The following is an 18,814-nucleotide window of genomic DNA, read 5'->3' on the forward strand; positions in this document are numbered from 1 at the left end:
CATGTCCGACCTGCCTCTCGCCCTCGCACTCGGCGCCGGAATGCTCGCCGCCGTCAACCCCTGCGGCTTCGCCCTGCTCCCCGCCTACCTCTCGCTCCTCGTCCTCGGCGACGACACCCCCAGCCGCACCGTCGCCATCGGCCGCGCCCTCGCCGCAACCGCCGCGATCACCATCGGATTCGCCGCACTCTTCGGCGTCTTCGGCCTGGCGATCCAGCCCGTCGCCGGGCAGGTGCAGCAGCACCTGCCCTGGTTCACCATCGGATTCGGCCTCCTCATAGCCACCGCCGGGGGATGGCTCCTCGCAGGCCGCCAGCTGCCCACCCTCGCACCCAAGCTCCGGCGGGCACCGAAGGTGACCCGCTCCCTGCCCTCGATGGCCCTGTTCGGCATGGCGTACGCCACCGCCTCCCTCGGCTGCACCATCGCCCCCTTCCTCGCCATCGTCGTCTCCGCCTTCCGCACAGGCTCCACCGCCGAAGGCATCACCCTCTTCGTCGCCTACGCCGCCGGAATGGGACTGATCGTCGGCGCCGCCTCCCTCACCGTCGCCCTCACCCGCACCACCGCCGTCACCCGCCTGCGCCGCCTCGGCGCGATCGCCCCCCGCCTTGGCGGCGCCCTGCTCCTGCTCGTCGGCGCCTACGTCGCCTACTACGGCTGGTACGAAATCCGCGTCCAGCGCGACCCCGCCACCACCGACCCCGTCATCGATGGCGCAGGCACCGTACAGCGCGCTCTTGCCGACGCCCTGAGCGCCGCGGGACCCGCCGTGATCGCGGTCCTCTTCGCCCTCCTGCTCCTCGCGGCACTGGTGATCCGCCACCGTCGGCGCACCCGCCGGCCCGCCCGTACGGACACCCCGGCCGTCCCCCAGCGCCCGGCCTGAGCCGAAGCCAATTCGAGCGGGCTTGCGATGCCGCACGCGCGGTGGGGTGCTGGCCGCCGCTTCGTGACGGTCAGTCTCCGTCGGCCGCGGCGCCGACGAGTTCGTCGAGGAGGTCCTCCATGGTGATGAATCCGATGACGGTGCCCTTGGTGCCGGTGACTGCTGCGAGGTGGGTGTTGGCGGCCCGCATGGCGGTCATGGTGTCGTCGAGCGGGACGTCGATGGCGACCGTGACGATCGGGTGCAGCGCTGTGCGCGGGAAGGGTGCGGTGCGGTCGACGGCGCCGAGGGCGTCCTTGATGTGCAGGTAGCCGAGGATTTCCGCATCGTCGCTGGTGACCGGCAGGCGGGAGAAGCCGTGGTCGGCCGCCGTCCGTTCCAAGCCCTTGGGCGTGATGTCGTGGCCGACGGTGACGACCCGGTCCAGGGGCACCATGATTTCGCCGACGGGTCGGGTGCCGAGTTCGAGGGCGTCCTGGAGGCGTTCGCCGTCCTCGGGGCCGAGGAGGCCGGCGGCGCTGGAGTCCTTGACCAGGCGGGCGAGTTCGTCGTCGGTGAAGACGGAGGCGACCTCGTCCTTCGGTTCGACCTTCAGCAGCCGCAGCAGCGTGTTGGCGAAGGCGTTGATGCCGAAGACGAACGGCCGCAGTGCGCGGGTGAGGGCGACCAGCGGCGGGCCCAGCAGCAGCGCGGTCGGTGCGGGGGCGGCGAGTGCGATGTTCTTGGGCACCATCTCGCCGATGAGCATGTGCAAGTAGGTGGCCAGGGTGAGCGCGATGACGAAGGCGATCGGGTGGATCAGGCCCTCGGGCACGCCGATCGAGTGGAAGGGGGGCTCCAGTAGGTGGGCGATGGCGGGTTCGGCGACCGCGCCCAGAACGAGGGAGGAGACGGTGATGCCGAGCTGGGCGGTGGCCATCATCGCGGAGAGGTGTTCCAGGCCCCACAGGGTGGTCTTCGCTCGCCGGTTGCCCTTGAGGGCGGCCGGTTCGATCTGGCTGCGGCGTACAGAGATCAGCGCGAACTCGGCGCCGACGAAGAATGCGTTGGTGATCAGGGTGAAGGCGCCGATTAGCAGCTGGATCGCGGTCATCGGGCCTCCTCCTGGGAGATCGGGTCGGTGTTGGGGGCGGTGATCGACACTCGGTCGGCGCGGTGGTGTTCGACGTCGAGGACGGTGAGCTCCCAGCCGTCCACGTCCGCGGTGTCGCCGGCCAGGGGGATCCGCTCAAGGTGGGTGGCGATCAGGCCGGCCAGCGTCTCGTAGGGACCCTCGGGGGGTGTGAAGCCGATTTCCGTCAGCTGGTCGAGGCGGACGCTTCCGTCTGCCTGCCACACCTTGCGGCAGTCTTGCTCGGGGGCCGGGAGGAGGTCGGGGACCTCCAGTGGGTCGTGTTCGTCGCGGACCTCACCGATGACTTCTTCCACGATGTCCTCGACAGTGGCCACACCCGCGGTGCCGCCGTACTCGTCGATGACGATGGCCATGGTCCGGGCCTTGCGGAGTCTGCCCAGCAGGGTGTCGACGGGCAGGGAGTGCGGTATGAGCAGGGGCTCGGTCATCAGGTCGGTCACGGGGGTCATGGCCCGCTTCTCCTCCTCCAGGGCGAGGACGTCGCGGATGTGGAGGGTGCCGATGACCTCGTCGAGGGTGTCCTTGTAGACGGGGAAACGGGACAGGCCGGTGGCCAGGGTGAGGTTCGCGGCGTCGGCGGCGGTGGCGTGCGCCTCCAGGGCCTTGGCCTCGACGCGCGGGGTCATGACGTTCTCCGCGGTCAGCTCGGCCAGGTGCAGGGTCCTGACGAACAGTTCGGCGGAGTCGGCCTCGATGGCTCCCTCACGGGCGGAGTGCCGGGCCAGTGCCACCAGCTCCTCCGGGGTACGGGCGGAGGCCAGCTCCTCCGCGGGCTCCAGACCGAACCGGCGTACCAGGCGGTTCGCGGTGTTGTTCAGGTGCCGGATCAGGGGGGCGAACACGGCCGTGAAGCCGCGCTGCGGGCCGGCGACGACCTTCGCGACGGCCAGCGGACGGGAGATCGCCCAGTTCTTCGGTACCAGTTCACCGACGACCATCAGTACCACGGTCGAGATCGCGACACCCAGCAGCGTCGCGGTCGTGGACACCGCCCCACCGGGCAGGCCGATGGCCTCCAGCGGGCCGCGCAGCAGCGCGGAGACGGACGGCTCGGCGAGCATGCCGATCACCAGCGAGGTCACGGTAATGCCCAGCTGGGCCCCGGAGAGCTGGAAGGTCAGGCGCTTGGCGGCCTTCAGGGCGCCTTCGGCGCCCCGCTCGCCGGCAGCGGCGGCACGCTCGAGCTCACTGCGCTCGACGGTCGTGAGCGAGAACTCGGCGGCGACGAACACCGCACACGCCAGCGTCAGCGCCAGCGCGAGAAGCAGCAGCAGGACTTCGGTCACCGTGCCACCCCCGCTCCCGGCTCAACGATCAGCGGGCAAGGCGTGGCACGGCTGGGACTGGGAGGTTCACCCATTGCGGGTCTGCTGCTCCTTCTTCACTCGGGCTGGCTGGCGCGGTCCGCGCACAGGGCGGGTTCGGTATCCGCACGACGACTGTAAAGGAGCGGTAAAGCCCCTGGCCAGTGACGTTTCACACGGCAAGAGGAGTGGTTTTTTTCGGACTTTCCCACCCATCCGTCGCCTGCGCACTCGACAGTGGCCGCGCTGCTCCTATGCTTCTACATGCTTGTAGATAGCGCCAGGGCGGGGCGGGGTATTCCGTGCTGCCCGGGTGTCTGTACGCGCGCCTGCCGGGCGCGTGGAGTCAGGAGGGGAAGAGGACGTGGCTTCGATCGATCTGGACAAGGTGCTGGACAAGGCGTGGGCGGACAAGAGCCTGCCGGAGATTCTCGCCGCTCCCGTGGGGGCCCTCAAGGGCGTCTCCGACCGTGACGGTGAGCTGCTCAAGGAGGCGTTCGGCGTGACGACCGTCGCCGAGCTCGCCGAGCTGAAGTACGTCCGCTGGGCACAGGCCCTCGCGGCCCTGGACGCGGCGAAGTAGCGCCTCGCGCTCGCGCGGTGCCGCGGGCCGGACCCTGGTCCCGCGGCACCGTCGCGCGCACTGCAAAGAGATAACAACGCGACGCATATGAAGGAGAACGCCACGATGGTGTTCAAGCGCCTGCTCGGCTCGATGGGTGTCGGCGGCCCCGCCGTGGACACGGTTCTCGACGTGACGACCGCCGTGCCCGGCGGCAGCTTGACCGGCGAGGTCCGCCTCACCGGCGGCAGGGCCGACTTCGACATCGAGCACATCACCCTGGAACTCGTCGCCCGCGTCGAGGCCGAGACCCATGACGGCGAGTACGAAGGCGCGGCCGCTTTCGAGCGATTCCAGGTCGGCGGCGGGTTCCGCCTCGCCGAGGCCGAGCACCGCTCCGTACCGTTCGCCGTCACGCTCCCGTGGGAGACCCCCCTCACCCAGCTGCACGGCCAGCCCCTGGGAATCGTCCTCGGGGTGCGCACCGAGCTCGGCATCGCCGACGCCAAGGACAAGGGCGACCTCGACCCCCTCTCCGTGGGCCCGCTGCCGGTGCAGGAAGCGATCCTGGAGGCGTTCGGGCAGCTCGGCTTCGGCTTCAAGTCCGCCGACCTCGAACTCGGGCGCATCGGCGGCACCGGCCAGCAGCTGCCCTTCTACCAGGAGATCGAGCTCACCCCCGCCCCGCAGTACGCCCACCAGGTCGGCGAGATCGAGGTGACGTTCCTGGCGAGCCCGAGCGGGCTGGAGGTCGTCCTGGAGGCAGACAAGCGCGGCGGCCTGTTCGCAGGTCACGACGTGCTGGGGCGCCACGTGGTCAGCCACGAGGGCGCGGCCCACCGGGACTGGAACGCCGTGGTCGGCTCCTGGATCAGCCAGCTCCTCGACGCGCACACGGCCCGCGTGGCCCATACCCCTCACACGCCCTACGGGCACGGCGGCGCCCACGACGCTCACGCCCACAAGGACGACCACGGGCACCACGGCGGTCACCGCTCCGGGCCGGGCACGGGCGCCGTGGTCGCAGCCGGCGCGGCCGGTCTCGCGGTCGGGGTAGTGGGCGGGATGGTGGCGGCCGAGGCCGTCGACGAAATCGGCGACTTCTTCGAGGGCGACGAGGACGAGGGCGGCGACGAGGAGGCGTAGCAGCCCCGCAACCCCACACGATAACTTCTACAGTGGTGTAGAAATAACTCGTCCGGGCCGGCTCCGTCCGTCCCCGGCCCGGACAACCCTGCGACCCCTGGAGTTGGCATGGCCCTGTGGGACCGTTTCAAGCAGTCCGCCCAGCAGATGCAGACGCAACTGGAGGCGAAGAAGAACGAGCTGAAGTCCGGCGCGTTCCGCGACGCGAGCATGGCCATGTGTGCCCTGGTCGCCGCGGCAGACGGCACGATCGACGAGTCCGAGCGCCAGCGGGTGGCCCACCTGATCGCCACCAACGAGGTCCTGCAGAACTTCCCGGCCGCCGATCTGCAGAAGCGGTTCGACGACTACCTCAACACCCTCACCGCCGACTTCGACTTCGGCAAGGTCAGCATCCTGCAGGAGATTGCCAAGGCGAAGAAGAAGCCCGCCGAGGCCCGCGCCGTCATCCAGATCGGCATCGTCATCGGCGGCGCCGACGGCGACTTCGACAAGACCGAACAAGCCGTCGTCCGCGAAGCCTGCTACACCCTCGACCTCCCGCCCCACGAGTTCGACCTCTAGCAACACAGACCTGACCGTTCGCACCCGAGCGCCGCGGCCCCGCACGGGGGCGCGGATGGGCGTCACAGGCCCGAGCGCACCACGGTGACGGGGCAGTTGGCGTGGTGGAGGACGGCCTGACTGACCGAGCCCAGCAGCAGTCCGGCGAATCCGCCACGCCCGCGCGCCCCCACCACTATCAGCTGGGCGCCGTCGCTCGCCTCGATCAGTGCCGGGCGGGTCCGGCCCCGAACGACCCGGGAGCGCACGGTCACCTCTGGATACCGCTCGCGGTGACCGGACAGCGCCTCGGCCAGCAGTCGCTCCTCCGCCGCCCGCAGCTGGTCCACGTCTGCGATCAGGTCGACCAGTTCCACGGGATGGCCCGGGCCGCTCTCGCCGTGATCGCTCCATGTGCTCCAGGCGTGCAGGGCCACCAGTTCACTGCCCCGAATCGATGCCTCGGCGAACGCGAACGCGATCGCACCCTGGCCCTGGGGTGAGCCGTCCACCGCCACCACCACCGGGCCTTCGGGCTCGCTGCGTCCGCGTACGACCATCACCGGGCAGTGGCCGTGCGCGGCAAGGTGCACTGCCGTCGAACCCAGGAGAAGCTCTCGGATACCCCCCGAACCGCGCTGGCCCACCACGACCAGCCGCGCGGTCCGTGACTCCGCTTCCAGGGCCGCCACCGCCTCACCGGGCATCACCGCACTGGTCGCCCGCACTCCCGGGGCCGTCGACCGGGCCCGGTCGACGGCCTCGTGGAGCAGGCGCTCGACCGAGTCCCGCACGCCCCCGGCGGGCGGGCCGAGAGGCGAAGCGCTGGGCGGGACGTGCATGGCGGGCCAGGTGAAGGCGTGGACCACATGCAGCTGGGCGCCTGTGAGCAGCGCCTCCCGGGCGGCGGCGTCCACGGCGGCCATGGCGGGCGGCGAGCCGTCCACCCCGACCACGACCGGACCGGACATCGCCCCGCCTCTCCTTGCCCGCAGCCCCCCTGCCGGGGCCGGGCACGCTGTGCGTCTTCCCAGCTTCCCCCCGTACGCCAACCCCGCGCCACCAGCAGCGGCGTCATGCGCCGCCGTCCAGTCAGAGGGGTGTGGCGGCGTGGAGGATGAAGAACAGGGTGACGGCGGAATTCGCCGAGGACAGCGCGGACACCGTCGTGCCGGCCGCCGCGCCCCACGTGGCCATGCCGACCGCGGTGAAGACCGACGGCCAGGAGCTGGCAAACGGGGCGGGCTCCAGCAGGGCCGCGACGCGGCGCGGCACCGGCCCCGCCGCCGCCGCGAGCGCGGGCAGCGTGGTCAGCGGGGCGCCGCGGCTGATCAGCGCCGCCTTGCCGATCGCCACCGCCACCGTACGGCGGCTGCCGACCTTGGCCGCAGCCTCCTCATCAGCCCACCGCTCGGCGGTGTAGGCCACCACCGACCGCAGGGGCCGCAGAAATGGGTTGGCGCGGGCGGCGAGCTGCACGGCCAGCAGGAACCGGTGGTGGGCTCCCACCAGGTGGGCACGCTCGTGAGCGAACAGCGCCCGGCGCTCGCGGGAGGTCAGCGCGGCCAGCATTCCCGTGCTCACCACGATCCGGTCACGGGGCGAGCCGGGCAGCGCGTAGGCGTACGGAACCTCATCGGGCAACACGGCCACCGGGGTGGCCGGCAGCCCGGCAAGAACACGCCGGCTGCGCCTGCGCACCCGCCGGTGGCGCCACGCCGCCGACGTACACGAGGTGATCACCGCGAGGAGCGCGGGGATGGCGGCCTTGCCGGCGACCTCGTCGTACGGGACCGCTTCGCGCACCTCAGGATCGGACCAGCCGTCCGGCAGCGGGTTGCCGGGCAGCTGCGCGGTCCCCACCACCATCAGCAGCGCCAGGCACAGCGTGCTGCATACCGCCAGCACCGCCGCGACGCCGGTCAGCAGCCAGGTCGCGGTACGCGGGTGCAGATGATGCCCGGCCAGCCGCGCGACCGGCCATGCCGTTAACGGCAGCACCAGCGGCAGGAACACGAAGACCCCCACGGCTCTCAGCCTTCCCCAGCCTCGGACGCCTTGCCCAGCAGTTCCCGCAGCAGCCGCTCGTCCCCAGGCGTGAGAGCGGTCACGAAGCTGGCCAGGACAGCCTGCCGGTCACTCTCGGCGTCCAGGACCTTCCGCATCCGCAGAGCCGCCAGTCCGGCCTCGTCGGCAACCGCCATCCACTCGAACGACCGGCCCACCCGCTCCCGGGCCACCGCCCCCTTGGCCTGCAGCCGGGTCAGGATCGTCATCACCGTGGTGTAGGCCAGGCCGCCTCCGATCCACTCTTGGACCCATCCTGCCGTGACCGGCCCCGGCGCCTGACACAGCGCCGCGAGCACCTGGCTCTCCAGCTCACCCTGCGCCCGACGGCGGGACGGGTCGGCACCGCTCATGTCTTTCACCGTCATGCCGTCAACCTCCCGCCTCATGGCCTCACCCGACACGGCGTGGCGGTTCATCGTACTGATCCACCGGCCATCTGCTCGGCGGCCCGACTCCGCGAAGGCACCACACCGACCGGACCCCCACCAATATACTTCTACAGTGTTGTAGATTCGCCTTGGTCCGACGGCACGGGCGCGCCAGCCGGGGCCGCGGGGATACCGAATGGGAGCCACGACATGGGTGTGAGCCTGTCCAAGGGCGGCAACGTCTCGCTGAGCAAGGAAGCCCCGGGCCTGACCGCCGTACTGGTCGGCCTGGGCTGGGATGTCCGCACGACCACCGGGGTCGACTTCGACCTCGACGCCAGCGCCCTGCTGGTGAACGCGTCCGGGAAAGTCCCCTCCGACCAGCACTTCGTCTTCTACAACAACCTCAAGAGCCCCGACGGCTCCGTCGAGCACACCGGCGACAACCTCACCGGCGAGGGCGAGGGGGACGACGAGGTCGTCAAGGTCGACCTCGCCGCCGTACCCGCAGACGTCGACAAGATCGTCTTCCCGGTCTCCATCCATGACGCCGATGCCCGCAGCCAGAGCTTCGGCCAGGTCAGGGGCGCGTTCATCCGCGTTGTCAACCAGGCCGGCGGGACGGAGATCGCCCGCTACGACCTCTCCGAGGACGCCTCGACCGAGACCGCGATGGTCTTCGGCGAGCTCTACCGCAGCGGCGCCGAGTGGAAGTTCCGCGCCGTCGGCCAGGGCTACACCTCCGGCCTCGCCGGAATCGCGGCAGACTTCGGCGTCGGCGTCTGAACACGAGTGACGACAGGGGGCGGCGCGGCGGGCCGCCCCCTCCCCCCGCCCCTGATACACCCACACCCCCGTGACTCAATCCGGGGATCCCCACGGATACGAGCCGCCCGGCCCGCAGGGCGCAGCCAGCATTGCGCCCGCGCCGGAGACGCTGAACACGCCCGCCGCCTGCAATGCCGCTTCACCAGCCCGGACTTCCCTTCGCCCGGCCCGGGACGACTGTGCGCCAGGCCGCCCGGGAATGGGCACAACGCACGCCACCCATATTCTACAGTGTTGTAGATTCAGGGCGGTCGCGGAGGCGGCTGCGCGAAGCTGTGCTGTTCGACGGCCGATCATCAGGAGGACACGGTGGGGATCAATCTGAACAAGGGCCAGCAGATCAGTCTGGAGAAGGCCGGCGGGGGCACGCTGAGCGTGGTCCGCATGGGGCTGGGCTGGCAGTCCGCCCCGCGCAAGGGCTTCCTCGCAAGGATGACCGCGCGGGAGATCGACCTGGACGCCTCGGCGGTGCTGTTCGCGGGCAAGGATCCGGTGGACGTGGTGTTCTTCCAGCAGCTGGTCAGCAAGGACGGCTCGGTGCGCCACACCGGGGACAACCGCGTCGGCGGCGCCGGCCAGGGCGGGGACGACGAGTCGATCCTGGTGGACCTCCAGCGGGTACCTGTGCACGTCGACCAGATCGTCTTCACCGTCAACTCCTTCACCGGGCAGACCTTCACGGATGTACAGAACGCCTTCTGTCGCCTGATCGACGAGAGCAACGGCCAGGAGCTGGCCCGCTACACCCTCTCGGGCGGCGGCACGTACACGGCCCAGATCATGGCCAAAGTCCACCGGTCCGGGCAGGGATGGAACATGTCCGCGATCGGCGAGTCGGCCAACGGGCGTACCTTCCAGGACCTGATGCCCGTCATCGCTTCCCACCTGTGACCAGCACCAGCACCACAGTCTCGTGAACAGTCCGGGGCCCGCACTGCGGCCCTACCAGGCTCGATGCAGCGGATATCACCCGTATCGGAGGGGAACACCGTGCTCGGTATCAGTGAAATAGCGATCATCCTGATCATCGTCATCCTGGTCCTCGGTGCAAAGAGGCTGCCCGAACTCGCACGCTCCATAGGGAAGTCGGCCCGGATCCTCAAGAGCGAGGCCCGGGCGATGAAGAGCGAAGAGGCACGCCGCGCCTCAGGAGAGCCGTCCGCCGATGCCGCCACCAAGCCGGCCATCGAACCCGATGCTGTGATAGGCCCGCGCCCCGCCCACGAGTCCCACGCTCACCCTCCGAAACGCTGAACTCGCCACCCGGGCGAGGCGCAGCCCCCGTACTCGCGAGGTCAAGGGCCGCCGGTGAGGGCATCTACGCTGTCGCCTACCGGGGAAAGACGGATGGGAGCGCCACCATGAGCAGTGAGGATCTGCCGGAGGCGCAGCGCCGCCATTGGCAGGACACCTACACCGCCCATCCCGGTATGTACGGCGAGGAGCCCTCCACCGCGGCCGTCCACGCGGCGAGCGCCTTCCGGGACGCCGGCGCCAGGGACGTCCTGGAGCTCGGTGCCGGTCACGGCCGCGACGCCCTTTACTTCGCACGGGAGGGCTTCACGGTCCATGCCACGGACTTCTCCGCCACCGGCCTGGAGGCACCTGGCCGAAGTCCGTGCCTTCGAGGAGGGAGAACTCCCGCGTCGGCTCTGGCAGATCACGCAGCCCCGGACCCGCTGACGAGCGGGTCCCCACAGGTCCTGGCAGGGATCTGACCGGGTGCTCCTCCAGGTTGGGTGGGCGGTCGTAGGCACTGAGGAGTCCTTCGATGCGCTGGTTGTTGATGGACTGCCGGTCGTAGAGGCACTTCGCGTACCGAGCGAGGAGGACCTCGACGCTGTTCCCGGCTCGTTGGGCGACCTCGGCCGGGTCCGCGCCGGCACACAGCCAGGTCGACAGGGCCGAGTGGCGCAGGTCGTAGGGGCGTTTGGCGAGAGGGGTGGCGGCGAGCACGGGTGGCAGGGCGAGGGCGCGGGCTTCGCGCCAGACGTGGTGGTAGGCGGTGTAGCTGAGGACGTTGCCGCGTTCGCTGAAGAACAGCCGGCCGTCCTCGGCCGTGCCGAACGTGGTGACGCTCTCGCGCCACAGGCGCACCATCTGCGGCGGGAGCGGCACCACCCGCGTGTCCCCCGGCCGGCGGTTCTTCAGGCCACGCTCGTCGTGGTTCTGGCCCGTGTCGGTCCACCGTTTGCCCGCCTGCGGCAGCGTGCGGTGCAGGACCAGCCGGCCCCATCCTCTGGTCGGCAGACGGCAGTCCGGCAGGGTGACCGCGACGGCTTCCTCCGGCCGCAGGCCCGCGTAGTACATACCGGCGAACAGCCCCACCAGCCGTCGGCCGCGAGCCCTGCGGTATCCGCCGACGTACGAGATGGCCGTCAGCAGATCCCGGGGCCTGCGAGGGGTTCACCACCACCCGCGGGTCCACGGAGACGGCTGGTTTGGGCACGCGCCAGCGCACCCGTTCCAGCGGACTGCTGCCCAGTTCGCCCAGTTCCATGGCATAGCCGAGGGCGTGCACGAGGACCTTGCGTTTGCGGCGCATCGTCTCCACGGCCGCCTCGCCGCCGTCCTGCTTGCGTCGCAGCGACTCCAGCACGTCGCGGGCCAGGACCGGGTCGTACAGGTCGACCAGGGGGCGGGATGCCTTGGCCACCCACTGCAGGGCCAGCCGGTCCTGCGGCGGCGGCATGGGATCACCCGGCCGGGGCATGACGAAGGCCCAGTGCCGCAGCGCACGGCGAAGCAGGGCCTCGTTCGGGCGGCCGGGGATGTCCCAGCACATCGCCAGCGTGACGGCGGTGAGCGCGTCGCTGACCTCGTCGCGGGTCTTGGCCGCCCGGCCGGGCCAGTGGGCCCGCGCGTACTCGGTCGCGAAGGCGTACCAGGTCAGCTGGGACAGTCGTGGTGCTTCCTGCGCGGCGCTCGGGCCCTGGGCGAGGCCCGCGCGGATGGCCCGGACCAGTTGCGCGCCGAACTCGCCCGCCAGCTCCGCGACAGCGCTGCTCCCGTCCCACTGCCCTTCACCATGCAGCGACACCGCGTGATCCGGCGCGGCACCCAGGCTGCGCACGTTCGATTCCATGTCCCCTCCTCCAGATCGGCCGGGGCATGACTTCCCAGCACGAGCATTCGGGCATCCACCCGCAGGAGGGCTCTCGGAAGGCGCAGGATTGACGATCCTGTGCGGTCAGACGTCGAGTTAGGTGTACGCCGTCGCCGATGCCGAACAACCGAGCATGGCCGGATCAGCACGCTGATGCGCCGTGCGTACTTGCGTGCGCCCCAGCGCACTGACCTACCGTTCGCAGCCGGCCAGGAGCACACGGACACCGTGGGGGACGTATGGCAAGAACCGCACGACAGATCCTGAACGCACTCAGCCGCCCGCAGACCGTTCACGTCAGGTCGACCGCCGATCTCGCCGCTCACGTCGACTCCGCGTCAGCGGCCATCGACAAGAAGCGCCGGGAGAACGGTCAGGAAGCCGTCCGGCGCAAGCCCGACGTGCGCCCCGTCCCCAAGGCCGACGTCGCCCACGCCCTCGACCTGACCCCCTGGCAGGTGCTGCACGCTGTCGCCCGCGGATACGTACTGGCCGGCCAGGGCATGGGACGGGGGCTCGCGGAGCACTGGCTGAGCCTGAAATATTGCGAGGCGCTGCACGGCAACCGCGCCGGCGCCATGGATCTCACCGCCAAGGGCAGCACCGCCGAACGCTGGTACAAAGCCATGCAGGCCCGCGAGCTGGCCGTCGGCTTCGGCCTCGCCGCCGCGGAACACATCGTGCGACAGCGCTACCCGGACCACATCGTCTCCGTCGTGGACACCAGCACCATCCTGCGCGCCAGCTGGGCCCTGGGCGGCAGCCAGCGGGACAAGGGCTCACGACCCCGCCCGGACTACCTCATCGAGGCGTGGAAGCCGGGCGAGCCGTCGAAGGTCACGTTCGTGGTCGGTCGCGGGAACCACCAGAAACCGTCCAAGCGGTCCGGCCGCACCCGCAGCACCACGATCCAGCAGCTGGCCAAGGGCACGGAACTGGCCGAGGGCATGCAGATCGGCGAGTGGAATACGACACCGTGCCTGATGCTGTCGACCCATCGCCTGCGACCGCCACGCAAGAGGGAAGTCCTTCCCCTCAAAACTGGGAGGATGAGCGGTAGGATAGGTGGCATGAGTGAGCCCACCGGCAAGTACTCGATCACCATGCCGCGCGACATCGCCGAAGCCGCCAAGGCCCGCAGCGGCCCCTCCGGTCTGTCCGCCTACGTCGCCGCGGCAGTCGCCCGCCAGATCGAACGCGACAACCTCAACGAGCTCATCTCCGTCGCCGAGGCCGAGCACGGCCCCATCACGGACGAGGAGGTCCAGTCCCTGCGCGATCAGCTCAACCAGGCACGACGCGAACAGGCACAGCGCGGAGCGAGCGCCGCGTGACCCGCTCCTCCGCAGTCCCCGGCGGCACCCTCGTCCTCGACAGCGAAGGACTGGCCAAAGCCGTCCTTCGCGACCGAACGGTCACCGGCTGGCTCGCCCTGGCCCGCACCGACGACCTGCGCGTGATCACCTCCGCGGCCACCCTCGTCGAAGTGGTCCACCCCCGTATCAACCGCCCGGCCCTGGAGTGGACGCTCTCCCGCCTGGTCATCGAACCGATCACCGAGCCGATCGCCCGCCACGCCGCCACCCTCCTCGCCGAAGCCGGGCTCCATGGCCACAAGTACGCCATCGACGCCATGCTCGCCGCCACGGCGTTGACCGCCGCCACGGGACCGGTCACGATCCTCACTTCCGACCCCGAGGACCTCACGGTGCTGTGCGGCGGACGCGTCACCGTGATCAAGGTCTGACAAGCGGCCTGACCATCCGGAGCGCGATCGCAGACTTTCGGGCGGCCGCGTCAGCCCTTGCCCCGCACCCATGACTCGAAGGCGATCAGCTGCTCGCCCAGGGCCCCGAGCGAGAAGGGAGCTGACTCGTGCTGCACCGACAGATTGATCTCGTAGAGGTGTTTACGAGACAGCCGCCTGGCCGGGCTTACAGCCCGTGTTCGTCCATCAGCCCGATCAAGTTCCGCTTGCGCTTCTGCGCGGCCCGCAGCGCGGTGACGTACGCGGCGAACGCGTCCGCCGTGCCCAGCCGGCGGTGGCAGTCGCGCATGGCCAGGAGCAGGCTGACGAGCTGCTCGTACACCGCGTTGCCGGTCTCGCGGGTGAGCGGGGCGGCCAGCCTTACGTAGACGGCGAGGGCGTCGGCGGGGCGGGTGGGGCGGGACTGGTCGGCAAGGACGAGCCGCTGGGCGTCGTCAGCGCCGAATTCGGCGGCGGCCAGCCAGGCTGCGTCGGCGTCCTTGTCGTCGAGCAGGGCCTCGACCAGGACACTGCCTCCGTGGGGCCCTTCCCGCCCGGCGGCGGCGCGCAGCAGGGACAGGGCGTTCTCACGCTCGGCGGGCCAGCGGTCGGCGGACTGGGCGGCGGCGCGGAGATGGCGGTACGTGAGCGGGGTGCGGCGGGCGGTGAAGTGGTCGCGGCGCAGGGCGAGGGCTTCAGTGAGCCGGTCGGCCCGTGTGTAGCGGTCGGAGAGGTAGTCGACCAGGGCGGTGTCGACGGCGGCGAGGTCCTCGGTGGCCCGGATGCCCCGTTCGGCCCAGTCGAGGGCCTCGCCGGGGCGGGCGGCGGCGTCCAGTTCACGGGCGATGACCAGGTGGGTATGGCCGTCCGGCGTGAGGTCGGCGGCGTGCACGGCGATCACCGTGTCGATGTCGCGCCCCGCCTTCGCGAGGCGCTCCATCAGGTACTTCTCGGCCCAGCCGGTGCGGTTGGCCCGCCATGCCTCCACCGCTCGCTCCCGCAGGGCCCTCGCCCCCTGGTCTCCGAGGACGTCCTCGTAGTCGAGCGGGTCGATGTCGGTCAGGTCGACCGCGTCGTCGAGCGCGTGTTCGACCAGCCAGTGCGCGAGGTCCTCCGGGTCGGGGCGGGCCGCGTGACACGCTTCGTGGTGGAGCTCGGCGAGGTCGGCGCCGATCGCGCCGAGCCCTCCGTCGGAGTCGTCGACGCTCCCCGCCGCGTCGGCCAGCAGCCGCATCGCCTCCCGCGCCAGGTCGATCGCGTCGACGGCCCAGCCCGAGCCGGTCAGCGCCCTGATCGCCGTCACCGCCTGACCGGCCTGGTCGGCATAGGCGCGGGCGTCGGCGTACTCGACGTACCCGTACTGGGCGAACGGGCCGATGTCGAGCAGTTCACGGACGCGGGCCCGAACCCCGGCCAGGTCTCCCCGGGCGCTCGCGGCCCGCAGCTCCAAGCGGCGGCGCAGCCTCCGGTCCTCGGCCATCTCGTCCCGTAGGACGGTGAGCAGTTCTTCCCGGGGCAGGTCGGAGAGCCAGGTGTCGAGGGTCTGCGCCCGGTCTCGGGCCGCCTTGCGCGCGTCGGGCAGGCTTTCCTTCCGGGCGAGCACGGACAGGCCGAGCGCGACCAGGTGCTTGCAGAAGTTGCCTTCCTGGCCGTACGGGCAGTCGCACTCGCCCGCCAGGCCCCGGCGACCGCTCAGGACGAGCTCCACCGCGTACCGTTCCGTGCCGTGGACGGTCGCGGTGATCCGGTCGTCCTCGACCTCGACCCCGGACACCGCGTCAAGGTAGCCGAGCCCACGCTCGAAGGACCGAGCACCGGCCAGGGTCCTGAGACTCGCTTCCGTAAGACGGCCCACGCTCTCCCCCGGCTTCTCCCCGCTCACGACGACCGACAGCTTAGGACCGCCAGTCAGGCCGCCGTCCAGATCAGACCTCGGCTCGTACGTACGCACGAGGGAGCCGAACCGGTCGGCGCTCAGCAGTCGCACGTGCCGCACAACATCGCCACGGGTTCGAGGGAACTGATGTCGGTCAGCTGCCGGAACCAACCCGCGTCGGAATAGCGCCGCACCGACTCCGGGAATACATCACGGCATTCTTGCGTTTTCGAGCAGATATACGGAACCGCGCTAGGCTATTGGTGCGATTTCGCGATGCAGTTTCTTGTTCGAGCCGGATGGAACACGCCACTCGCATGCAGTAAGCCGAGCCCCGTGTTCGCCGCTCACATGTGAGCGCTCAGCGCCCCCGATCCCGGTCCTGATAGGGGCCGTAGAGCCCCCCTCGTACCGGCCGGAGCCGCTGCCGCGCCGACGCGATCGACTTCGAGTGGCAACCCCGGGGTGGACGTCGGAGACTGGAGGAGCTCACCACCTCGTGGCTTACGGATTGCTTGATCCGGCCATCGCTGGAGCGCGAGGGCACCGGGTGCCGGCCGCACTGGCCGATGGTGGTCGCAATTCCCCCAAGGAGCTCGAATGGTGGAAAAATCTGTCGAGGTCTTGACGCCAGAGCCGGACGAATCCGCAATCGTGAACATGAATACGAGCAGCGGATATGCCGACCCGACAGCCGGCACCGAAAAGTGCTTTGCCGAGGTGCTGGCGGATGTCGTGTGCGTCGAGCAGGTGTCGGTCGACAGCCACTTCTTCGACGACCTCGGAGCCAACTCGCTGCTGATGGCTCAATTCTGCGCGCGGGTCAGGAAGCGGGACGATCTTCCTTCGGTGTCGATGAAGGACATCTACCGGAACCCGACGATCCGGAGCCTGGCGACGGCCCTCGCGGACGCCGCGCCCACTCCTGCCCTGGCGGCGCCCCCGCCGCCGGCCGAGATGGCGCCGCCCGGGAGCACGCCGCGGTTCGTCCTCTGCGGGGTCGCGCAGTTCCTGATTTTCGTCGGGTACGCCATCCTCGCCGGTTATGTGACGGCCCTGGGATACGAGTGGGTGTCCGACGGGTCGGGGGTGCTCGATGTCTATGTGCGCGCGCTCGTCTTCGGCGGCGGCGGGTTCATCGGCATGTGCCTCTTCCCGATCGGGGCCAAGTGGATTCTGATCGGGCGGTGGAAACCGCGTGAATTCCCGGTCTGGGGCCTGACCTATCTGCGCTTCTGGACCGTCAAGGCACTGACCCACGCGAACCCGATGATCTTCTTCGTCGGGAATCCGGTGTATGTGCTGTACCTGCGGGCGCTGGGCGCGCGGATCGGCAAGAACGTCACGATCCTGTCGCGCACCTTCCCCGTCTGCACGGATCTGCTCACGATCGGCGCCGACACGGTGATCCGCAAGGAGGCGTACTTCCTCTGCTACCGGGCACACGCCGGGCGCATCCAGACCGGCCGGGTCACCATCGGCCGGGACGTGTTCATCGGCGAGAAGACCGTGCTCGACATCGACACCGCGATGGGCGATGGGGCGCAGCTCGGGCACACGTCCGCGCTGCAGAGCGGCCAGTCGGTCCCGGACGGCCAGCGGTGGCACGGATCCCCGGCGGTGCGCACGGAGCTGGACTACGTGCGGGTCGCGCCGGCGCGGTGCGGCACGCTGCGGCGGGCGGGCTACGCGCTCGCCAGCGTCCTCCAGGTGATCGTCCTGTACGTGCCGCTCGCCCTGGGGGGCTCGTACATGCTCCTGGTCCAGTACCCGGCGCTGGAGCGCGTGCTGGTGCCGGGCCATCTGGCGATCACGTCGCAGGGGGTCTACCTCGACGCGCTGGTCCTCTCCTTCACGCTGTACTTCGGATTCCTCATTCTGGGCCTCGGGACGCTGTACACCGTTCCGCGCCTGCTGAACAAGCTGATCAAGCCGGACAAGGTCTATCCGCTGTACGGCCTGCACTACTCGGTGCACCGGATGATCGCGCGCATGACGAATGTGAAGTTCTACAAGTGGCTGTTCGGTGACAGCTCCTACATCGTGCACTTCCTTCAGTTCCTCGGTTACGACTTGTGCAAGGTCGAGCAGACCGGGTCGAACTTCGGCACCGAAGTGCAGCACGAGTCCCCGTACCTGACCACCATCGGCAGCGGAACGATGGTGGCCGACGGGCTCTCGCTCATGAACGCGGAATTCTCGAGCACGTCCTTCCGCGTCTCCCGGACAGCGGTCGGGGCGAACAATTTCGTCGGGAACAACATCTCCTATCCCCCGGGCGGCCGGACGGGCGAGAACTGCCTGCTCGCGACGAAGGTGATGATTCCGCTGGACGGCGAGATCCGCGAAGGGGTCGGGCTGCTCGGCTCGCCGTGTTTCGAGATTCCCAGGTCGGTGGAGCGCGACCACCGGTTCGACTCGATGCGGACCGGGGACGAGCTGCGCCGGAACCTCACCTCGAAGAACCGCTACAACATCCGCTCGATGATCATCTGGCTTTCCCTGCGGTGGCTGAGCTTCTTCGTGATCACGCTGGCCGGTCTCGCGGCCATCGACCTGTACGCACCCGTCGGGCACGTCGCGATCGGTCTGTTCTTCGTGATCAGCCTCGCCTTCACCACTTTCTACTTCGCGATGCTGGAGCGCATCATCGCGTTCCGGCCGCTGCGACCGCGGCTGGTCTCCATCTACGACCCGTACTTCTGGTGGCACGAGCGCCTCTGGAAGGTGCCCAGCGAGGTCTTCAACGTATTCAACGGCACCCCCTTCAAGAACCTGGTCTGGCGGTTCATGGGGCTCCGTCTCGGCCGCCGGGTCCTCGATGACGGATGCACCATCACCGAGCGGTCGCTGGCCGCCGTCGGGGACGACGCCGTGCTCAATCCGGGCAGCAAGATCCAGTGCCATTCGCAGGAGGACGGCACATTCAAGTCCGACTACAGCACGGTCGGCGCGGGCTGCACCCTCGGTGTCAATTCCCACGTGCACTACGGCGTGACGATGGGCGAGGGGGCGGTGCTCGCCGCCGACGCGTTTCTCATGAAGGGCGAGGAAGTCCCCGCGTACGCACGGTGGGAAGGAAATCCGGCCGCGGAAACGCGTGACGCGCACTACCAGCCGGAGGCCCGCATGCGTCCGGGGCAGGGACAGCGGCACGGCCGGCCCGCGGGCCTGGCGAGGAAGCCCCGACAACCGCGGCGCCGCCCCGGCCCGCGGCGGACAGCACCGTGGCGACGGTGA

At 69.9% G+C, this 18,814-nt stretch carries 17 protein-coding genes; 10 read left to right on the top strand and 7 right to left on the bottom strand.

Annotation, left to right across the window (positions count from 1 at the left end):
* Nucleotide 1: 1 nt before the first annotated feature.
* Nucleotides 2-889 (top strand): cytochrome c biogenesis CcdA family protein, encoded by an 888-nt coding sequence (locus ABT342_RS26370; protein WP_351578718.1) that lies wholly within the window; start codon nt 2-4, stop codon nt 887-889.
* Nucleotides 890-959: 70 nt separating this feature from the next.
* On the opposite strand, the gene ABT342_RS26375 is transcribed toward ABT342_RS26370, so the two are convergent.
* Nucleotides 960-1,982 (bottom strand): hemolysin family protein, encoded by a 1,023-nt coding sequence (locus ABT342_RS26375; protein ID WP_351578721.1) that lies wholly within the window; start codon nt 1,980-1,982, stop codon nt 960-962.
* On the bottom strand, nt 1,979-3,310 hold the full coding sequence (locus tag ABT342_RS26380; protein WP_351578723.1) for a hemolysin family protein: 1,332 nt from the start codon (nt 3,308-3,310) through the stop codon (nt 1,979-1,981). Before ABT342_RS26380 ends, ABT342_RS26375 begins: the two co-directional genes overlap by 4 nt.
* Nucleotides 3,311-3,692: 382 nt before the next feature.
* Between ABT342_RS26380 and ABT342_RS26385 the strand changes: the two genes are divergently transcribed.
* From ABT342_RS26385 to ABT342_RS26395, 3 genes are all read left to right on the top strand, one after another.
* Entirely contained in the window at nt 3,693-3,911 is a 219-nt protein-coding gene (locus ABT342_RS26385) for a hypothetical protein (protein WP_075971580.1), read from the top strand.
* A 105-nt stretch (nt 3,912-4,016) separates the two neighbouring features.
* A complete protein-coding gene (locus ABT342_RS26390) occupies nt 4,017-5,036 on the top strand; it encodes a sporulation protein (protein ID WP_351578727.1) in 1,020 nt (339 codons plus the stop codon).
* A 108-nt stretch (nt 5,037-5,144) separates the two neighbouring features.
* Nucleotides 5,145-5,600: a tellurite resistance TerB family protein gene (locus ABT342_RS26395; protein ID WP_351578730.1), complete on the top strand. Its 456-nt coding sequence runs from the start codon at nt 5,145-5,147 to the stop codon at nt 5,598-5,600.
* Between the two features lie 62 nt (nt 5,601-5,662).
* On the opposite strand, the gene ABT342_RS26400 is transcribed toward ABT342_RS26395, so the two are convergent.
* From ABT342_RS26400 to ABT342_RS26410, 3 genes are all read right to left on the bottom strand, one after another.
* Complete coding sequence (locus tag ABT342_RS26400; protein WP_351578733.1) at nt 5,663-6,550, bottom strand: universal stress protein; 888 nt, start codon at nt 6,548-6,550, stop codon at nt 5,663-5,665.
* A gap of 121 nt (nt 6,551-6,671) precedes the next feature.
* Nucleotides 6,672-7,607, bottom strand: a complete 936-nt coding sequence (locus ABT342_RS26405; protein ID WP_351578736.1) for a M56 family metallopeptidase — start codon at nt 7,605-7,607, stop codon at nt 6,672-6,674.
* 5 nt (nt 7,608-7,612) lie between these two features.
* Complete coding sequence (locus ABT342_RS26410) at nt 7,613-8,014, bottom strand: BlaI/MecI/CopY family transcriptional regulator (protein WP_351578739.1); 402 nt, start codon at nt 8,012-8,014, stop codon at nt 7,613-7,615.
* A gap of 213 nt (nt 8,015-8,227) precedes the next feature.
* Between ABT342_RS26410 and ABT342_RS26415 the strand changes: the two genes are divergently transcribed.
* From ABT342_RS26415 to tatA, 3 genes are all read left to right on the top strand, one after another.
* Nucleotides 8,228-8,803 carry a TerD family protein gene (locus ABT342_RS26415; protein WP_351578742.1) on the top strand — a complete coding sequence of 192 codons (576 nt, stop codon included), beginning with the start codon at nt 8,228-8,230 and terminating at the stop codon, nt 8,801-8,803.
* Between the two features lie 351 nt (nt 8,804-9,154).
* The gene (locus ABT342_RS26420) at nt 9,155-9,736 is read left to right on the top strand and encodes a TerD family protein (RefSeq protein ID WP_351578745.1); all 582 of its coding nucleotides are present in this window, start codon (nt 9,155-9,157) and stop codon (nt 9,734-9,736) included.
* Nucleotides 9,737-9,835: 99 nt separating this feature from the next.
* Nucleotides 9,836-10,099 (top strand): Sec-independent protein translocase subunit TatA, encoded by a 264-nt coding sequence (gene tatA / locus ABT342_RS26425; protein ID WP_351578748.1) that lies wholly within the window; start codon nt 9,836-9,838, stop codon nt 10,097-10,099.
* A gap of 306 nt (nt 10,100-10,405) precedes the next feature.
* On the opposite strand, the gene ABT342_RS26430 is transcribed toward tatA, so the two are convergent.
* Nucleotides 10,406-11,173: a site-specific integrase gene (locus ABT342_RS26430; protein WP_351578751.1), complete on the bottom strand. Its 768-nt coding sequence runs from the start codon at nt 11,171-11,173 to the stop codon at nt 10,406-10,408.
* 1,848 nt (nt 11,174-13,021) lie between these two features.
* Between ABT342_RS26430 and ABT342_RS26435 the strand changes: the two genes are divergently transcribed.
* On the top strand, nt 13,022-13,285 hold the full coding sequence (locus tag ABT342_RS26435) for a CopG family transcriptional regulator (RefSeq protein WP_351578851.1): 264 nt from the start codon (nt 13,022-13,024) through the stop codon (nt 13,283-13,285).
* Nucleotides 13,282-13,698 carry a PIN domain-containing protein gene (locus ABT342_RS26440; protein ID WP_351578754.1) on the top strand — a complete coding sequence of 139 codons (417 nt, stop codon included), beginning with the start codon at nt 13,282-13,284 and terminating at the stop codon, nt 13,696-13,698. Before ABT342_RS26435 ends, ABT342_RS26440 begins: the two co-directional genes overlap by 4 nt.
* Nucleotides 13,699-13,885: 187 nt before the next feature.
* Here the strand turns inward: ABT342_RS26440 and ABT342_RS26445 are convergent, their stop codons facing one another.
* Nucleotides 13,886-15,553 carry an SWIM zinc finger family protein gene (locus tag ABT342_RS26445; RefSeq protein ID WP_351578854.1) on the bottom strand — a complete coding sequence of 556 codons (1,668 nt, stop codon included), beginning with the start codon at nt 15,551-15,553 and terminating at the stop codon, nt 13,886-13,888.
* A gap of 621 nt (nt 15,554-16,174) precedes the next feature.
* Here ABT342_RS26445 and ABT342_RS26450 point away from each other — a divergent pair.
* Nucleotides 16,175-18,814 (top strand): Pls/PosA family non-ribosomal peptide synthetase, encoded by a 2,640-nt coding sequence (locus tag ABT342_RS26450; RefSeq protein WP_502965621.1) that lies wholly within the window; start codon nt 16,175-16,177, stop codon nt 18,812-18,814.

Origin of the sequence: Streptomyces sp. NPDC000410, assembly GCF_040300305.1 — a bacterium.
In the GTDB taxonomy this organism is placed as follows: Bacteria; Actinomycetota; Actinomycetes; order Streptomycetales; family Streptomycetaceae; genus Streptomyces.

What these genes read in the sequence shown, in the direction of transcription:
- ABT342_RS26370 (WP_351578718.1), top strand. Translation starts at nt 2, where the DNA reads ATGTCCGACCTGCCTCTCGCCCTCGCACTCGGCGCCGGAATGCTCGCC.
- ABT342_RS26375 (WP_351578721.1), bottom strand. Translation starts at nt 1,982, where the DNA reads ATGACCGCGATCCAGCTGCTAATCGGCGCCTTCACCCTGATCACCAAC.
- ABT342_RS26390 (WP_351578727.1), top strand. Translation starts at nt 4,017, where the DNA reads ATGGTGTTCAAGCGCCTGCTCGGCTCGATGGGTGTCGGCGGCCCCGCC.
- ABT342_RS26395 (WP_351578730.1), top strand. Translation starts at nt 5,145, where the DNA reads ATGGCCCTGTGGGACCGTTTCAAGCAGTCCGCCCAGCAGATGCAGACG.
- ABT342_RS26400 (WP_351578733.1), bottom strand. Translation starts at nt 6,550, where the DNA reads ATGTCCGGTCCGGTCGTGGTCGGGGTGGACGGCTCGCCGCCCGCCATG.
- ABT342_RS26410 (WP_351578739.1), bottom strand. Translation starts at nt 8,014, where the DNA reads ATGACGGTGAAAGACATGAGCGGTGCCGACCCGTCCCGCCGTCGGGCG.
- ABT342_RS26415 (WP_351578742.1), top strand. Translation starts at nt 8,228, where the DNA reads ATGGGTGTGAGCCTGTCCAAGGGCGGCAACGTCTCGCTGAGCAAGGAA.
- ABT342_RS26435 (WP_351578851.1), top strand. Translation starts at nt 13,022, where the DNA reads ATGAGTGAGCCCACCGGCAAGTACTCGATCACCATGCCGCGCGACATC.
- ABT342_RS26450 (WP_502965621.1), top strand. Translation starts at nt 16,175, where the DNA reads ATGGTGGAAAAATCTGTCGAGGTCTTGACGCCAGAGCCGGACGAATCC.